Genomic DNA, 17,598 nt, shown 5'->3' on the forward strand with positions numbered 1-17,598 from the left:
TCAGTTTTTGATTAATTTACATTCAACATAAAAAAATGAAACAGATACTCGTTGCCTCAGATTTTTCAAACAGCGCAAGCAATGCTATGGTTTATGCTTTATCCTTAGCTAAGATTTTGCAAATGGAAGTTGCTGTAATTCATGCCATACATCCAACCGAGGGAATAAACAATAGCACCTACAATGCAATTTTTATTGAAGATTATTACGCAAAAAAAAGATCAGCATTAAAAGAATGGGCAGAAACATTTAGCAAAAATGAGGAGTTTGCATCTGTAAAAATCAAAACCGTTTGTGATGTAGGCTTTTTGCGAAGTGTAATTACCAAATATGTAGAATATAATTCTATATCGTTTTTGGTAATGGGCATTACAGGGGCAACAGGTATTAAAGGAATTGTGGGTAGTAATGCCAGCATGGCGGTTACAAAAATGCGTATCCCAACGTTAATTGTTCCCTTGGAAAGAACATTGGCTGTAAGCCCGGTAATAACTTTGGCTACAGATTATAAAACAACTAAATTATCGGTAAGAGATGTTAAAGCACTAAATCAGATTCTTAAATCATCAAACCCCAGAAAACTAGAAGTACTTCATATTTCAGAAAAAGATATGGATGCTAAAGCCATAAAAAGCGGAGAAAAGAAATTGGAGAAACTACTTCCGTCAGTAGAAATTAACTTTAACTATGTTGATGATGAAGACTCAAAAACATCAAATGGAATTATAGATTTTATAGAGAAAAATGAAACCGATATTCTATGCTTAGTTAAGCGAAATCAGAACATTATTTACCGTTTATTTGCCAGTAGTACTGTAAACGAAATCTTAAATAAATCCATAAAGGCAGTATTGGTACTACACGAGTAAAATTATTTTTTAGAGCATTTAGCTTAAATCCAACCCGATCTTTTAAAAAGAAAATAAACAAATACACAAGAAACAATGGTAAAACCAATAATGGCGTAAAAGCCATATGCCCAATCTGTATTGGGCATTGTTCTAAAATTCATTCCATAAAAACCTGCAATCATGGTTGGTAGGGCAATAATTGCGGCCCAACCTGCAAACTTTTTCGAAATATCGTTTTGGAGAATAGATAAAAGCGAAAAATTAGCATCTAAGGCTGTATTAAGTAGTTCTCGTGTGTTTTCAATCATCTCGTTTATCCGAACAACATTGTCGTAAACATCTCTAAAATATGGTCTGGTTTCTTCTGAAATGTATTTGATATCGAATCGCATTAATCGATTACAAACATCAATTAATGGAGATACGGCACGTTTTATTTCAAGCAGCTCTCGCTTTAGTTGATAAATAAGCTCTGTTGTTTCTTTGCTGGGTTTATCCTTAAAAATTTTATCCTCAATATTAGCTAAATCCATCTCTAAGTCTTGTACAACAGGATAATATTTATCAACTATAAAATCCATCACAGCATAGAGTGCAAATCCCTGCCCCTTACCTAATAACTCTGGTAAGCTTTCGCATCGATCGCGAACTTCAGTATAAGGAACAGAAGCGCCATGCCTAACTGTAATCATAAAATTATCACCCACAAAAATATGCGTTTCGCCAAAATCAACATGATGCAAGCTATTAATCTGTGCGGTACGCAAAACTACAAATAACGAATTCCCATAAATCTCTATTTTAGGTCGCTGGTGCGCTTTATGTGCATCCTCAATGGCAAGTTCATGAAGCTTAAATTCTGCCTGTATCTTTTCCAACGTTTCTTCAGATGGCTCATGCAATCCTATCCAAATAAACTCGCCCTTTTTTACAAGATCAGCCATATTGTCAAAATCAACTTCTCCTATTCTTTGGCCTGCAGAATAAGCAATAGAATTTATAATTTCTTTCATTGGATCAAGCGCATATTTAAAATATAGCAAATATCAACTATTGAGATTTACTTACTGTTTACTTAACAAAAAGTAATATTACCTGCTGTGCATTTAGGCATTTCTTTTCCGAACTCTGTTTTGATTTTTTCGTTTTGATTTTTTTTCAAACAGAAAAACCAAAACAAATTCTGTTTTGATTTTTCTGTTTTGATTTTTTTCAAAACGAAAAAATCAAAACACTTTTAGAAACTGTTTAAATTTTGTCTAAAAAAATGATCATTGTTCTAAACTTGTTTCAAAACCTATCTTAAAAGTCCCTCAATGCCAATAATCTATATCCAAAACTCATTATTATTATTGAAGGCTAAAGGTTTTCTTTTTTGCAATTCTATTTAAACAGTTTTGCTTTAAAACGACGGGATTTCGCCCGCCAAAAGTTAATTATTCGTCAAAAAGTTTTCCACATTTCTTAAGTCCAAAATGCGATTTTGTCCAAAAACATACTTTAAACTGTTTAAACCTATTTTTTGCCATCAGAGTACAAAAAGTGCCTAAATTTTGATTTCAGGGGCTTTTTACTAAATTTGAAATACACCAAAACCAAATTTATGTACCAATTAACAGTACCCGCCAATCGCGTTAACGAGTCTCTTAAAAAACATATTTTAGCTGATGGTTTCGACCTAACCTATGACATGGAGAAAAGCCATGGCGCTTACATTTACGATTCGAAATACAACAGAACTTTACTTGATTTCTTTACCTGCTTTGCTTCCGTTCCTTTAGGTTACAACCACCCTAAAATGGTAAACGATGAAGCTTTTAAAAGCAGTTTATTACAAGCAGCCATTGCCAACCCTTCAAATTCTGATGTATACACTCAACAATATGCACAATTTGTAGAAACATTTTCTCAGGTAGGCATCCCTTCTTATTTGCCCCATGCCTTTTTTATTGCTGGCGGCGGGCTTGCCGTAGAAAATGCCATTAAAGTGGCTATGGATTGGAAAGTGCAAAAAAACTTTGCCAAAGGTTATACAGAAGAAAAAGGATTTAAGGTTTTGCATTTTGAAAAAGCTTTTCATGGCAGAACAGGTTATACTTTAAGCTTAACCAATACCTTACCTGATAAAACCAAATGGTTTGCAAAATTTGATTGGCCACGAGTAAGTACTCCAGATGTGAAATTTCCGCTGCAGGGCGATAATTTAAGTCATGCCATTCAAACTGAAGAAACATCTATACAACAGGTTAAAAAAGCCTTTGCTGATAATAAAGATGATATTTGTGCCATAATTATAGAGCCAATTCAATCAGAAGGCGGCGATAATCACCTGCGTGAAGAATTTTTAATCCAGCTAAAAGCTTTGGCTGATGAAAATGAAGCTTTCTTAATTTATGATGAAGTACAAACCGGAGTAGGATTAACAGGTAAATTTTGGTGCCACCAACATTTTACCGAAAAAGCCCGTCCTGATATTATTGCCTTTGGAAAGAAAATGCAAGTATGTGGTATTTTAGTTGGCAACAAAGTAGATGAAATTGAAACCAATGTGTTTAAAGTTCCTAGTCGCATTAACTCCACTTGGGGCGGAAACTTGGTAGATATGGTTCGTTCTACCCAAATTTTACAAATTATAGAAGAAGATAAACTTTGTGATAATGCCGCCCAAATGGGTAATTACCTCAAGGAAAACCTAGCTAAGCTTTCTCAAAAATTTGATAAAATGACTAATGTACGCGGTAAAGGTTTATTATGTTCTTTCGATTTCCCGAATAAAGATATGCGCAATGCATTTATAGCTAAAGGATTAGAAAACAATGTGATGTTTTTAGGCTGTGGCAATCAAACCATTCGCTTCCGACCTGCTTTATGCATCGAACAAAAACATATTGACGAGGGATTGACAGTTATGGAAAAAATATTGCCTTTATTGTAGGCATGAACAAAAAATCTCTTTCTTACATCATTGTTGCCATCGTTTTAATTTTAACTTTCTTTATTGCGAAAGATACTTTTAACCAACCTGGTGCTGAAGATATGAAAGCTGGTTTTACGGAAATTGTTAAATATAGAAATGCTAATAATACCGGCCCCGTACAAAGAATTTACGTTGTAACGGTTAAGGACAGCGTTTGGAAAGAGCTGGAAGATTACGGCAATTTAATGCCTCACACCAAATATGGCAATACTAAAGTTTACTTCTTTATGGAAAAAACAGCCACTCCACAAGTGCTGCAACCTGGAGAAGTAAACTTTGACCCTCAATTTAACCCTTCGTGCATAGCTTTATACGAAAAAAGCGCCATGAGCCAAGTGGCATTTAATAAACGTCCTTTTAAATAATCATTATTTCGCTGGGAGTTGCTTACATAATTAACTTTTTTTGATTTGGAAATGAGCAGTTCAGTGCATTTGGCAACTTTAGCCCCGCTTTTTCTCCTGCCAATTGAAAAAAATTGGCATCCGTTCCAATCGGGTTTAGATACAAAGTAGTTGCAAGTACCGGCCTGCGTTTAATAAACCCGATCGAAAGCGGTATCCCGATTTTTTCATCGGGATTTAGCAAAGAGCGGGATTGCATAAGCCATAGAAACCTGATATTCGTTTCCAAAACATTCTTATTTATTAAGCAAAGTATTTATATTATACAAAAGCCGAAAACCCGGTAATTGCACGACCAACAATTAGTGTATTAATCTCTTTGGTACCTTCGTAAGAATAAATTGCCTCGGCATCAGCCACAAATCGGGCAACATTATATTCGAGCAAAATTCCATTGCCACCCATAACCTCACGGGCTTTACTCACTACATCACGGGTGCGTAATGAGCAAAATACTTTAGCTAAAGAAGCATGCTCATCTTTCAGCAAACCTTGATCCTGCAGTTGCGATAAGCGATAGCAAAGCGTTTGCATGGCGGTAAGATTGGATAACATCTCCACCAAATGATTTTGGATTAATTGAAAGGAAGCAATCGGTTTACCAAATTGTTTACGCGTACGGGTATAATCAAGCGCATTTTCATAAGCACCACGTGCACAACCAACTGCTTGCCAGGCTACCCCTGCCCTGGTCATTTGTAAAACTTTGGCAGTATCTTTAAATGAATTGGCATTTTGCAAACGATCTGCCTCTTCTACTTCACAATTGGTTAAGGTTATAATACCGTTCTGCACAATACGCAAAGCCATTTTATCCTGCATTTTTTCGACAGCAAAGCCAGGATTTTCCTTTTTAACGATGAAGCCTTTTACTTCGTTGCTATCTTCATCTCGTGCCCAAATAATTAAAATATCGGCGAAGGTTGCATTGCCAATCCACTTTTTTTGTCCGTTTAAAACCCATTTATCGCCCACCTTTTTACATGTAGTGGTTAAGCCACCTGCCGCTGCAGAACCTACTTCGGGCTCTGTTAAACCAAATGCACCAATAATTTTAAATTGCTGCATTAAAGGGAGCCATTGCTGTTTTTGTTCTTCTGAGCCACATAAATAAATGGAACCCATAGCCAAACCGCTTTGTACGCCAAAAAAGGTGGAAATAGAAGTATCAATTCGTGCCATTTCCATCGCCAAAATACCTTCCATCAAGTTAGATTTACCTGGGCAGCCATATCCTTTATAGGTTAAACCACATATATTTAATTCGGCTAATTTGGGTATAATTTCGAAGGGAAACTCTGCCTTATTCCAGTAGTGATTTACAATTGGCTTTACTTCTTTCTCCAAAAAAGCCCGTACTTTTAATTGCAATTCACGGTCTTCGTCATTTAAAGCTTCATCTCCCAAATGATAAAAATCACCTTCAATTGGCGGGAGTTCTCTCTTTTTATGAGATCCGCCCATCATTTTCATCATACCCTGAATTTGTTTATCGTCTAAACTAGAAATGGTTTCGACCATTTTGGGTAGATCAACTTTTTTTGAAAGCGCCTCAAGCTTATCAAAATCTACATGTTTAAAAAGGTTGTATGCGTTTTTTAGAGAAGAAAATATATTGGCCATCTTTATTCGTTTTTAGAGTAACAAACAAAGAGCGGTTTTTGTTGGTGAGTTGATTTTTAAAATAGCTTAAAGTATATTCGAATTTGAATAATAAATTGATCTATGACCTTCTTATATACAATCCGTGCTACATATGACAAAACCTATAATGAAAATGGTGGTTTATCTTGGGATAAATATATCGAATGGAGTAAATTAAACCATTTAACAGAACTTATTTCTTTAGATGGTATGTTAAATGAAACTTTAGTCAAACCTAATTACGACGATCCAGATGATTGGGATTACATACATGTCATAAATCTGTATCAAACAAATTTTTTCACAACCTTAGATTATATCCTTAAAAGATCGGATACAAAAGGTAAATTCCATTTGTTAAAAGTTATTGTAGAACCGGAACTGGATTGTAAAGACATTCCATCTGAAGATTATGAGTTTATAGGCTACGAATTATTAGATCAATACTTTAACATAAGCGCTTTGACAAATTGTGGCGGTTTTGATGAAACTTTCTCACCTTCAGACCTGAACAAATTTGGACTTATAACTGATTATTCAAAAGCATATCACATTAAAAAATGCTTATTAGAAAATAACCCAAACGAAGAGCACGCAGATACTAACGTCATTGCCGTTTGGCGGCATAAAACAATTGGACGGCGCTAAAAACTTATAAATAGACTTATCTCAAATCAAATAAATTATCTACACCTAATAATTTTCTTGAGGTAAAACCTTCACCAAAGGTTGCACCAATGCTTTTACCAAATTCTCTGGCTCTGCCTATTGTACTTTCAAAAAATTCGGGAGAAGAAATATAAGTATCCAAACCATCAACATCGGGGTTATAAAACTGTGTTTTAAATGCCTTAATTGATTTTATTTTCGTTTCCATATAATCTGTAATATCCACAATTACATCAGGTTTAATGTATCTATCCTGTATATATTGCAGCAACAATCTTGGGCGATGTGCTGCCTGACTTTCGCCATCAACAATAGTCTCTATTTTAGGTAATCCAGATAAAAATACCGAATCGTACACTAAATCTCCTGCCCTGCCGTGGTCGGGATGACGATCATGTAAAGCATTGCTTAAAATAATTTCTGGCTGATATTTACGAATAGCTTTAATTACTTCTAAGCGGTGAAATTCATCATTCTGAAAAAAGCCATCTCTAAATCTTAAATTTTCACGGGCGTGTAAACCTAAAATCTTTGCAGATTCCTTAGCTTCCTCATCGCGGGTTTCGGCTGTGCCACGCGTACCCAGCTCGCCTCTGGTTAAATCTACAATGCCCACTTTTTTACCAAGCGCAATGTGTTTTAAAATAGTACCCGAACAGCATAATTCTGCATCATCAGGATGAACTGCAATAACTAAAATATCTAATTTCATTATAAATCTAAAGGGAGTTTTCATCCAGCAGGCGCTGAACTTTCTTTTTAATTTTTGAGCTTAATGGTTTGGTAAAGGGAAGAAAATAATCTTCAACCTCTCCTTTTTTGTTAATCAGAAATTTGTGGAAATTCCATCGCGGTTTTGAGCTCAGCTTTCCATTTTGCTTTTTATCGCTTAAAAACTGATAAAGTGGGTGGGCATGATCGCCACGCACCATAATCTTATCTAAAATAGGAAATTGAACGCCGTGGTTTATTTCACAAAATGAAGTGATTTCTTCGCCATTTAAAGGCTCTTGTTTACCAAAATCATTGGTTGGAAAACCTAAAATTTCAAAATCAGGATTATTAATTTCATCCTTTAACTGCTGTAATTCTTTAAGTTGAGGCGTAAAACCGCACTCAGAAGCTGTATTTACAATTAAAAGAACTTTATTTCTGTAAGCCGATAAGAGTTGATCCTCACCGTTAATTTTTTTCACCTTGAATGGGTAAATATTTGGAATGGTTTCCTTCATTAGGGTAATTTATTGATAGAAACCGGAAGTACGAATAATCGATTCGATGTCCCGATCCTGATTAGCGTCATAAGTACTTTTTAAGTTATGACCAACTACACGTGCAATAATCTGATAGGAAAACGCTGCAAAACCACCTTTTGTTTGTTTAACAATATCATAAGTAGTTCTTCCAACTTCTCTATCTATCAGTTTCGTTAATATTTGTCCTTGGGCAATGGTTAACTCCTTAATTTCGCGGTTAAACATTTCTTTTATTTCCTTATCACAAGCTTTAAGCAGCTCTTTCTGTTTTTTCTTTTCTGTAGTAACAACTAAATCTTGCTCCAATTGCTCATAACGGCGTTTAGCGAACAATGCGTAAGGCATTACTTTTAAAACGTTGTAGCGCAATCGGTTATAAGCTGCCTGCTCTTCTGGCGATTTCCAAATCCTGGCTGCGTAAATACTTACGTCATTAAGTTGCATCCACGGAATCATAATTCCGTTATCATTTGTAGAAGCCACTCTAATTGTGTCATTTTTCCCCATTTTAGGAAAAACAGGCTCAACATTCTCTTGCGCTTTTAGTGAGCAACTAAAAATGATTACAATACACAGAAAAAAGAGCCCTTTAAAATTCATAATTTTATACGTTGACAAAGTTAGGTGTTATTTCATATATTAGGTGTTCCATAGAACTAATATAAGTTTTATTCAATAATAAGACGCAATTTTTTACGCAAAAAATACAAATGAAAACAGAGTTAGTGATTGACTTAGAGGCTGAGAAACAAGAAATTCTAAAAAGATACAGGGCATTATTACGGGCGAGTAAATCCACTTTACAACGTGGAGATAAAAAAGAAATTAGAAAGGCATTTGATATGGCACTCGAAAGCCATAAAGATATGCGTCGTAAATCTGGCGAACCTTATATTTACCATCCAATTGCCGTGGCTCAAATTGCTGCTGAGGAAATTGGTTTGGGCACAACTTCTATTGTTTGTGCCTTATTGCATGATGTTGTTGAGGATACTGATATTACCCTCGAAGATATTGAGCGTGAATTTGGGAAGAAAACTGCCAAAATTATTGATGGCTTAACTAAAATATCAGGGGTTTTTGATACCAACAGTTCTTTACAAGCAGAAAATTTTCGTAAAATGTTGCTTACCCTTGCGGATGATGTAAGGGTAATTTTAATCAAACTTGCTGATAGACTGCACAATATGCGGACGATGGATTTTATGCCTCGCCATAAACAGCTTAAAATTGCTTCAGAAACTATTTATTTATACGCCCCACTTGCTCACAGATTAGGTTTGTATGCTATAAAATCAGAGTTGGAAGATCTTTCCATGAAATATCTTGACCCTGATACGTATAAATTTATTGCAAAAAAATTAAATGAGAAAAAGGCCGAACGTGCTCTATTTATCAAGAAGTTTGTTGAGCCAATTGATGAAATTATACATGAACAGGGCTTGGTTGCAGATGTTTACGGTCGCCCAAAATCTATCCATTCCATTTGGAATAAAATGAAAAAGAAAAACATTCCCTTTGAGGAAGTTTATGATCTTTTCGCTATTCGGATTATTCTGGATAGCGCCCCTGAGAATGAAAAGGCAGATTGCTGGAAGGCTTATTCGATTGTAACCGACTTATATCGCCCTAACCCCGATCGTTTGCGAGACTGGGTTTCTTCGCCAAAAGGAAATGGTTATGAAAGTTTGCACACCACTGTAATGGGCCCACGTGGGCAATGGGTAGAAGTACAAATTCGAACCCAACGTATGAATGAGATTGCGGAGAAAGGTTTTGCAGCACATTGGAAATATAAAGAATCCAGCAACGATAATGGTTTAGATCAATGGATTCAGAAAGTTAGGGAAATGTTAAGCAACCCTGAAGCGAACGCCCTTGACTTTTTGGACGATTTTAAAATGAACCTTTTTTCTGATGAAATCTTCATTTTCACTCCAAAAGGTGCTTTAATTCAGCTGCCTTTAGGTGCAACAGCCTTAGATTTTGCCTTTGAAATTCACACAGATGTTGGCGCTACCTGTATTGGAGCCAAGGTAAATCATAAGTTAGTACCTATTTCTTATAAACTTCAAAATGGCGATCAGGTAGAAATTATTACCTCAAATAAGCAAACGCCAAAAGAAGATTGGTTAAATATTGTGGTTACCGCGAAAGCGAAATCCAAAATTAAATCATCTTTAAAAGAAGAAAAACGTAAAATTGCTGAAAATGGAAAGGAAATTTTAGAGCGCAAATTAAAATCTCTTAAAATTACTTACAATACCGATAACTTAAATAAACTGAGTTATTTCTTTAAACTACCATCAACACAAGAGCTTTTTGTGAATGTTGCTTTAGGTAAAATAGAACTTAAAGACATTAAAGAATATTTATCCAGCGAAAAGGAAATTGAAACCCGTGGGCCTGAGCGTCCAGAAAATTTATCTGTTGATGGAATTAAGAGTAAAATTAAAGGTTCAGAATCTGACATTTTACTAATTGGCGAAGATATGCAACGCATTGATTATACACTTGCTGCATGTTGTAACCCAATTCCTGGTGATGACGTTTTTGGTTTTATTACCGTAAGTGAAGGCATTAAAATACATCGAACCAACTGTCCTAATGCGGCTCAATTGATGGCGAATTATGGCTACAGAGTAGTTAAAGCCAAATGGAATAAGCAACAAGAACTTACTTTTTTAACTGGTTTACACATTGTTGGTATTGATGATGTTGGCTTAATTAACAACATTACCCGTGTAATTTCTACCGATTTTAAAGTAAATATGCGCTCCATTACTGTTGATACTAACGAAGGGATTTTTGATGGTTCGATTATGATTTTTGTAAATGATACCGAGCACCTTGAAAACCTGATTAAGAATTTACTTAAAGTACGCGGCGTAACTGGTGTAACACGATTCGACGCTTAAAATTAGCAAGCAATCTGCTCTAAATATCTAATTTATAAAGACTTAGATATTTGTATCATTATTTATGTAAATGAAAATACTAATTCTCATACTAATGTTGTTTGGGCTGGGCTGTAAGCAAAAAGTCGATAAACAAACTTTCACAAAAAATAAAGCTAACTCAAGTAATAACGTTGCAAAAAACACGAAAATAAATACAGCAAAACCAAAGGATGATGAATCCAATGCTATTGAAGAAAAAGATGTTTTCCTAGCAGAGTTTAAAGGCAAATCAATCAAATATGACCGGGTTTCTTACGATTATGGTGATGGATATGCAACCATTTATATAAAAAATGGCATCAAGAAATTGGTTTTGCTAACCTATGATTATAATGGTTATCATCCTGGTGATATAAAAATAGTGACCCTAAATGGTCATCCGTTTATTTATATAACTTCTACCCATAGTCATGGGCATTTCAAAGGACAGCTTTATGCATTAGATTTAAGAGCTGGTAAAGCAGACTTGGTTGATGAAAACAAAATAAGGTCTTCGGCAAGCATAATTAAATCTTATAAAGAAGATGGTTTAGAATTTAGAAATGAGAACGGGCTTTTATTAGACAAAAACAATAATATTACTTCACAAGATTACTATAGAAATAAAGATGGCGAAAATTGCACTTATAAATGTTCCTTTAAACTAAAAAAAATTAAAAACAACACTTATATTTTAAACTTGGTAAAAGCAAATATGATATGTCAGTATTAATTTTTATATAATATGTTCTAACCAAAAGAATTATAGATTATCTACTAAATGAGGTCACAACTTTTCTTGAGTTAGGTTTTAAGCAATTAGAAAGAAGATTTATACCTGTGATTAATAGCCACTTATTTTATAATCTGAGAACATTTAAACTTTAAAATAGCTCAATAATTCTTACAACAATTAAACAATTGAACGCTACAACAATCAAACAATTTACCTACCTTTGATTGGAGTTTAAAAACTATGTCTGAACAAAAAACAAATGAGCTCGTTCGCAAGATTTTTGAGGCTTATTTAGAAAACAAAAATCTTAGGAAAACGCCGGAACGTTTCGCTATCCTGGAAGAAATCTATTCTCGAGACGATCACTTCGACGTTGAAACCCTATACATCCACATGAAAAACCAAAAGTATCGTGTAAGTCGTGCTACGGTTTACAATACTTTAGAGTTATTGGTTTCATGCGATTTGGTTACCAAACATCAGTTTGGTAAAAACATGGCTCAATTCGAAAAATCTTATGGATACCGCCAGCACGATCACGTAATCTGTATAGAATGTGGTAAAGTGGTAGAATTTTGCGATCCCCGAATCCATCAAATTCAAACGATGGTTGGCGATTTGTTAAAATTCGACATCAAACACCATTCTTTGAATCTTTATGGTTTCTGCTCTGATTGTAGCGTAGCTAGAAAAGTAAGCGAAAATGCTGCCGAGGCTGCAAAAACTGAAGCAAATTAAATAAATCCACAAAATAAAACCAGCTTAATTTATTAATAATGACGCAAGTAGATGTACTTCTCGGCCTGCAATGGGGCGATGAAGGAAAGGGAAAAATCGTTGATGTTCTAAGTCCAAAATATGATCTTATCGCTCGTTTCCAGGGCGGACCAAATGCCGGGCACACGTTAGAGTTTGATGGCAAAAAGTTTGTCCTAAACACCATTCCATCAGGTATTTTTAATGAAAAAACCATGAACCTTATCGGTAATGGTGTAGTAATAGATCCTATTATCTTAAAAAGAGAATTAGATAATTTAAAAAAAGCTGGTCATGATCCTGTTGCCGAAGGCAAATTGGTTATTGCACGTAAAGCACACTTAATTTTGCCTACGCACCAATTATTGGATGCTGCAAATGAGGCAAGAATGGGTAAAAATAAAATTGGTTCAACCCTAAAAGGTATTGGCCCAACTTATATGGATAAAACCGGCCGTAATGGTTTACGTGTTGGTGATACTACGCTTCCTGATTTTAAAGAGCGTTACGCTAAATTAGTAGAAAAACATACAGAGATTCTTTCTCACTATGATTTCGAATATGAATTGGCAGAAAAAGAAGCATCATTCTTTGAAGCTATCGAATTCTTAAAAACTATTCCTCATGTAGATAGCGAACACTTTGTAAACGGCTATTTAAAAGAAGGAAAGGCTGTTTTAGCTGAAGGTGCACAAGGAACTTTGTTGGATGTTGATTTCGGATCATATCCTTTTGTAACTTCAAGCAACACTACAACTGCAGGTGCTTGTACTGGTTTAGGTATTGCGCCTAATAAAGTTGGTGCTGTTTATGGTATTTTTAAAGCCTATTGCACACGTGTTGGTGGCGGTCCGTTTCCAACAGAATTAGATGATGAAGTTGGCGAAAGTTTACGTCAAATCGGGCACGAATTTGGTGCGACAACAGGTCGTGCACGTCGTTGCGGATGGATTGATCTTCCTGCTTTAAAATATGCAATCATGTTAAACGGTGTAACCGAATTAATTATGATGAAAGCAGATGTTTTAGATGGTTTTGATACCATTTATGCTTGTACACATTATGAACACAATGGTGAAACAATTGATTATATGCCTTACGACATTATTACAATTGAACCAAAACCTGTATTAAAAGCAATTAAAGGCTGGAAAACTGACGTTACAAAAATCACTTCCGTTGATCAAATCCCTACAGAATTAACAGAATATATTCAATTTTTAGAAAAAGAATTAGAAGTGCCTGTTAAATTCTTATCAGTTGGACCAGATAGAGCACAAACTTTAGAGTTAAATTAAGATGCGCTGAACTAACATTCAGAATATAATAAAAAAAGCAATCCGCATGGGTTGCTTTTTTGTTAAACAATACTTTTAAAATTTAATCTCGGATAAACATAACTTTTAAACATACAATTTTATCTATCCTCTAATCACAGTTGTTTTATCTGCCTGATTCATTCTCTATCTGTGGTTAAATCCTATTTTTATACCTCGGCATATTTCCACTTATACTACGATTAATTACCTTTGCGGCAACTTGAAAAATCAAAATAATATATCTGATTTCAAACACAAGGCATTAAACTGGGCAAATCAGTTTGATGTGTGTTGCTTTTTAGATTCTAATCATTATGAAGACAAATATTCTGCTTACGATTTCATACTGGCAGCTGGAGTTGCAGAAGAATTAAATTCGACTTCAAAACAAACATTTGAAGAATTAATAATCTTTTACGAGACATACAAGCAATGGATTTTTGGCTTTTTTAGTTACGATTTAAAAAATGAAATCGAAGATTCAAAATCAGAAAACTTAGATTATCTAAAGTTTCCAGATGCTTATTTCTTTATACCAAAATACCTGATTGCTTCCAAAAATGGTAAAATAGAAATATTAATTGGCGATGTTTCCATTTTAAAGCAAATTGAAACTTTTAAAGCTTCACAACAAAATAATCCATCAGGTTTATTAATTCAACAGCGATTGAATAAAATCGAATACAAATCAAAAGTAGAAGCTTTAAAACAACATATTTCCAGAGGCGATATTTACGAAATTAATTTCTGTCAGGAATTCTTCTCAGAACACGCAGAAATAGATCCAATTCATACTTTCGAATTACTAAACAATCTCTCTCCCACCCCATTTGCAGGCTTTTTTAAGGTATACAATCATTATATATTATCGGCAACACCAGAACGGTTTTTGTGCAAACGCGATCAAAAATTGATTTCTCAACCTATCAAGGGAACTGCAAAAAGGAGTTTAAATAATGTAGAAGATCTTCATATTAAAGCAGCGTTGAGGGCTGATATTAAAGAACAGACAGAAAATGTGATGATTGTTGATTTAGTACGTCACGACCTTACAAAATCTGCGGTTAAAGGCTCCGTTAAAGTTGATGAACTTTTTGGAATTTATACTTTCCCCCAGGTACATCAAATGATTTCGACTATTAGCTGTGATTTAGATCCTAAAGTACATTTTATAGATGCTATAAAGAATGCTTTTCCGATGGGCTCCATGACTGGGGCACCAAAAGTTAAAGCCATGCAATTAATTGAAGAATATGAAGTAACTAGAAGAGGTGTTTATTCTGGCTCTTTTGGTTGTATCAATCCTGATGGTGACTTTGATTTTAATGTAGTTATTAGAAGCATTTTATACAATGCACAAGCAAAATACTTGTCCTTTCAGGTTGGTGGCGCAATTACATATCAATGTGATGCAGAAAAGGAATATGAAGAGTGCTTATTAAAAGCGAGTGCAATTTTAAAAGTATTAAGCTAAAAAGGTGATGAAATAAATTCAGCATTACAATAAAAAAGGTGGAAGGTTATGCGCTATACATAACTTTCCACCTTTAACCTTCAGTCTTTCAGAAAGTTTAAATCTATTTCTTGTAGTACTGTCTTGCCTCAGGCAAGTATTTTTGAATTTGAGCAATACGTGTTGCATCACTTGGGTGAGTACTTAAAAATTCTGCTGGTTTTTGAGCACCTGCTGATGAAGCAGACATTCTTTGCCAGAAACCCACTGATGTTTGAGGATCATAACCAGCCATAGCCATAAAAATAAGACCTAAACGATCGGCTTCTAACTCTTGGTTTCTGCTAAATTTTAACATTGCAACTGGAGTTCCGATACCGTAAAAGGTATTAAATATAGACTGTGTTTTAGGATTTTTAGATAAAGCTACTCCAGCAGCACTGCCAATTCCTTGTGCTATCATTTCGTTAGACATGCGCTCTGCAGAGTGCCCAGCAATAGCGTGGGCAATTTCATGACCCATAACGGTAGCTAAACCGGCATCATCCTGTGTAACTGGTAAAATACCTGTATAAACTACAATTTTTCCACCGGGCATACACCATGCATTTTTCTCATTATTTTGAACTACGTTAACTTCCCACTGATAATCAGCAATTAAATTTCCGTAGTTATTGTTATTCATATACGATTTTACAGCCGTAATTAACCTGCTACCAATTGTTTTAACTCTCAAAGCCTGGGCATTTGAAGCAGGTAAAACCGTTGATTTATTTTCTGTTAAGAAAGTACTATACGCTTGGAAAGCCATTGGCAAAACCTGATCGTTACTTACCAAATCAAATCTGCTACGGCCCGTTAATGGTACTGTAGAGCACGAGTTAAACAAAAGTGTTGCAGCAACACTTGCTGTTAATAATATTTTTTTCATGAGTTTAGTTTTAAATCCTTTATCTGATGACTTGATTGAAGCTTACCTATAAACAGGAACACTTAAATTAAGTTTCATTGAACTGATAATTTGTTAGTTAATTAGTCTTTTTCCTAAACAAATACACTTTGGATTCTTTGCCTTTCAGCAATCTTTCAAGATTTTTTTGGTGTGTAACGAGGATTAGAATGCACACAACCATTCCATACAGCACCTCGGATTTTATAGATACATGAAACAAAAATACAATACTAAGCGGAAACGTAAATCCTGCACATATTGAGCTTAATGAAACATACTTAGTTAAAAGCAAAACCACCACAAAAACCAGAACGCAAAGCATAGATGCCGAAAAGTTAACTGCCAAAATCATTCCAAAAAGTGTAGCAACTCCTTTCCCGCCCCTAAAACCTGCAAAAACTGGAAATAAATGGCCCATTACAGCCGTTACGCCCAAAGCAAGTTGATAATTAACGAAAACAACTGAATTTTGTGGCCCGGTTACAGACATGCCTATTAAATAAGCAAGATTTGTTGCTGTATAACCCTTTGCGATATCAATAATCATTACGGTTATACCTGCTTTTTTACCTAATACCCTAAAAGTATTGGTTGCTCCAGCATTACCGCTACCATATTCTCTAACATCCACACCGTAAAAGGCCTGGCCTAACCATACAGCTGTTGGTATTGATCCAAATAAGTACGCTACTAAAAGAGCGCTGAGCGAATAAACCGTAACCATAGCCTACAATGATACAAAAAATAAGCCTTTTATTTTATAGCAAATCAACTTTAATATGCTTTTAAGCTCATATCCAGACTCTTTACCGAATGAGTAAGCGCACCCATAGAGATAAAATCGACACCGCATGCCGCATATTGGGCAACATTTCCTTCTGTTATCCCACCAGATGCTTCTGTTACAAAACGACCATCAACTAGATTAACTGCTTTGGTTAAATTTTCAAAATTGAAATTGTCAAGCATAATGCGGTCTACACCACCAATAGCCAAAACCTCATTTAATTCCTCAATATTCCTCACCTCAATCTCAATTTGGAGTGATTTATTTTGATCTTTTAAATATTTCTTTGCTGCTAAAATTGCATTTGAAATACCACCAGCGTAATCCACATGATTATCTTTAATTAAAATCATATCATACAAACCGATACGGTGGTTTACACCGCCTCCAATCCTAACCGCCCATTTTTCAAGATAGCGTAAGCCAGGAGTTGTTTTTCTTGTATCTAAAATTTTAGTTTTGGTATCTTTAAGTAAAGCAACAATTCTACGAGTTGTGGTTGCTATGCCGCTCATGCGCTGCATACAATTTAACACTAATCTTTCGGCAATTAAAATAGAATGTGTGCTTCCACTCACCGTAAGAGCAATATCTCCAACCTTAACTTGAGCTCCATCTGTTAATAAAACTTCAACTTTTAGATTGGCATCAACTACTTTAAATATTTCAATAGCAAGTTCAATACCTGCTAAAACACCATCTTCTTTAATAATAAGTTTTGCTTTACCCTGAGTACCAGCAGAAATGGTTGATAATGAGGTATGGTCGCCATCTCCGACATCTTCGGTTAGGGCATTTTTTATAAACTGATCGACTAATTGTTTGTCCAAAATAGAAATATTTATGCCGTAAAAA

At 35.0% G+C, this 17,598-nt stretch carries 17 protein-coding genes; 9 read left to right on the forward strand and 8 right to left on the reverse strand.

Annotation, left to right across the window (positions count from 1 at the left end):
- Positions 1-35: 35 nt before the first annotated feature.
- Positions 36-869 (forward strand): universal stress protein, encoded by an 834-nt coding sequence (locus EHC72_RS17145; protein WP_131538941.1) that lies wholly within the window; start codon positions 36-38, stop codon positions 867-869.
- 23 nt (positions 870-892) lie between these two features.
- Here the strand turns inward: EHC72_RS17145 and corA are convergent, their stop codons facing one another.
- Positions 893-1,864, reverse strand: coding sequence for a magnesium/cobalt transporter CorA (gene corA / locus EHC72_RS17150; protein ID WP_131538942.1), 972 nt, complete (start codon positions 1,862-1,864; stop codon positions 893-895).
- A 590-nt stretch (positions 1,865-2,454) separates the two neighbouring features.
- On the opposite strand from corA, the gene lat reads away from it, so the two are divergent.
- Positions 2,455-3,786: an L-lysine 6-transaminase gene (gene lat, locus EHC72_RS17155; protein ID WP_131538943.1), complete on the forward strand. Its 1,332-nt coding sequence runs from the start codon at positions 2,455-2,457 to the stop codon at positions 3,784-3,786.
- 2 nt (positions 3,787-3,788) lie between these two features.
- The gene (locus EHC72_RS17160) at positions 3,789-4,193 is read left to right on the forward strand and encodes a hypothetical protein (RefSeq protein WP_131538944.1); all 405 of its coding nucleotides are present in this window, start codon (positions 3,789-3,791) and stop codon (positions 4,191-4,193) included.
- A gap of 300 nt (positions 4,194-4,493) precedes the next feature.
- Here EHC72_RS17160 and EHC72_RS17165 read toward each other — a convergent pair whose 3' ends face one another.
- Positions 4,494-5,855 (reverse strand): acyl-CoA dehydrogenase family protein, encoded by a 1,362-nt coding sequence (locus EHC72_RS17165; RefSeq protein WP_131538945.1) that lies wholly within the window; start codon positions 5,853-5,855, stop codon positions 4,494-4,496.
- A 102-nt stretch (positions 5,856-5,957) separates the two neighbouring features.
- Here EHC72_RS17165 and EHC72_RS17170 point away from each other — a divergent pair, with 102 nt between their 5' ends.
- Positions 5,958-6,524, forward strand: a complete 567-nt coding sequence (locus tag EHC72_RS17170) for a hypothetical protein (protein ID WP_131538946.1) — start codon at positions 5,958-5,960, stop codon at positions 6,522-6,524.
- A 16-nt stretch (positions 6,525-6,540) separates the two neighbouring features.
- On the opposite strand, the gene bshB1 is transcribed toward EHC72_RS17170, so the two are convergent.
- Genes bshB1 through EHC72_RS17185 form a run of 3 tightly spaced genes read right to left on the reverse strand, consistent with a single transcriptional unit; the run spans position 6,541 to position 8,401 of the window.
- Positions 6,541-7,257, reverse strand: coding sequence for a bacillithiol biosynthesis deacetylase BshB1 (gene bshB1 / locus EHC72_RS17175; protein WP_131538947.1), 717 nt, complete (start codon positions 7,255-7,257; stop codon positions 6,541-6,543).
- 7 nt (positions 7,258-7,264) lie between these two features.
- Positions 7,265-7,777 (reverse strand): glutathione peroxidase, encoded by a 513-nt coding sequence (locus tag EHC72_RS17180; RefSeq protein ID WP_131538948.1) that lies wholly within the window; start codon positions 7,775-7,777, stop codon positions 7,265-7,267.
- 9 nt (positions 7,778-7,786) lie between these two features.
- On the reverse strand, positions 7,787-8,401 hold the full coding sequence (locus EHC72_RS17185; RefSeq protein ID WP_131538949.1) for a DUF4294 domain-containing protein: 615 nt from the start codon (positions 8,399-8,401) through the stop codon (positions 7,787-7,789).
- Between the two features lie 110 nt (positions 8,402-8,511).
- Here EHC72_RS17185 and EHC72_RS17190 point away from each other — a divergent pair, with 110 nt between their 5' ends.
- The 5 genes from EHC72_RS17190 (at position 8,512) to EHC72_RS17210 (ending at position 15,025) form a co-directional block, all read left to right on the forward strand.
- Positions 8,512-10,719, forward strand: coding sequence for a RelA/SpoT family protein (locus EHC72_RS17190; protein WP_131538950.1), 2,208 nt, complete (start codon positions 8,512-8,514; stop codon positions 10,717-10,719).
- A gap of 70 nt (positions 10,720-10,789) precedes the next feature.
- Positions 10,790-11,473, forward strand: a complete 684-nt coding sequence (locus EHC72_RS17195) for a hypothetical protein (protein ID WP_131538951.1) — start codon at positions 10,790-10,792, stop codon at positions 11,471-11,473.
- Between the two features lie 243 nt (positions 11,474-11,716).
- Positions 11,717-12,214 carry a Fur family transcriptional regulator gene (locus EHC72_RS17200; protein ID WP_131538952.1) on the forward strand — a complete coding sequence of 166 codons (498 nt, stop codon included), beginning with the start codon at positions 11,717-11,719 and terminating at the stop codon, positions 12,212-12,214.
- Between the two features lie 38 nt (positions 12,215-12,252).
- Complete coding sequence (locus EHC72_RS17205) at positions 12,253-13,530, forward strand: adenylosuccinate synthase (protein WP_131538953.1); 1,278 nt, start codon at positions 12,253-12,255, stop codon at positions 13,528-13,530.
- A 241-nt stretch (positions 13,531-13,771) separates the two neighbouring features.
- Positions 13,772-15,025, forward strand: a complete 1,254-nt coding sequence (locus EHC72_RS17210) for an anthranilate synthase component I family protein (RefSeq protein WP_131538954.1) — start codon at positions 13,772-13,774, stop codon at positions 15,023-15,025.
- A gap of 103 nt (positions 15,026-15,128) precedes the next feature.
- On the opposite strand, the gene EHC72_RS17215 is transcribed toward EHC72_RS17210, so the two are convergent.
- From EHC72_RS17215 to nadC, 3 genes are all read right to left on the reverse strand, one after another.
- On the reverse strand, positions 15,129-15,935 hold the full coding sequence (locus tag EHC72_RS17215; RefSeq protein WP_131538955.1) for a M48 family metallopeptidase: 807 nt from the start codon (positions 15,933-15,935) through the stop codon (positions 15,129-15,131).
- A 97-nt stretch (positions 15,936-16,032) separates the two neighbouring features.
- Positions 16,033-16,680, reverse strand: a complete 648-nt coding sequence (gene plsY, locus EHC72_RS17220; protein ID WP_131538956.1) for a glycerol-3-phosphate 1-O-acyltransferase PlsY — start codon at positions 16,678-16,680, stop codon at positions 16,033-16,035.
- 50 nt (positions 16,681-16,730) lie between these two features.
- Positions 16,731-17,573 carry a carboxylating nicotinate-nucleotide diphosphorylase gene (gene nadC / locus EHC72_RS17225; protein WP_131538957.1) on the reverse strand — a complete coding sequence of 281 codons (843 nt, stop codon included), beginning with the start codon at positions 17,571-17,573 and terminating at the stop codon, positions 16,731-16,733.
- Positions 17,574-17,598 lie beyond the last annotated feature (25 nt).

It is taken from the genome of Pedobacter nototheniae (assembly GCF_004335085.1).
GTDB lineage: Bacteria > Bacteroidota > Bacteroidia > Sphingobacteriales > Sphingobacteriaceae > Pedobacter > Pedobacter nototheniae.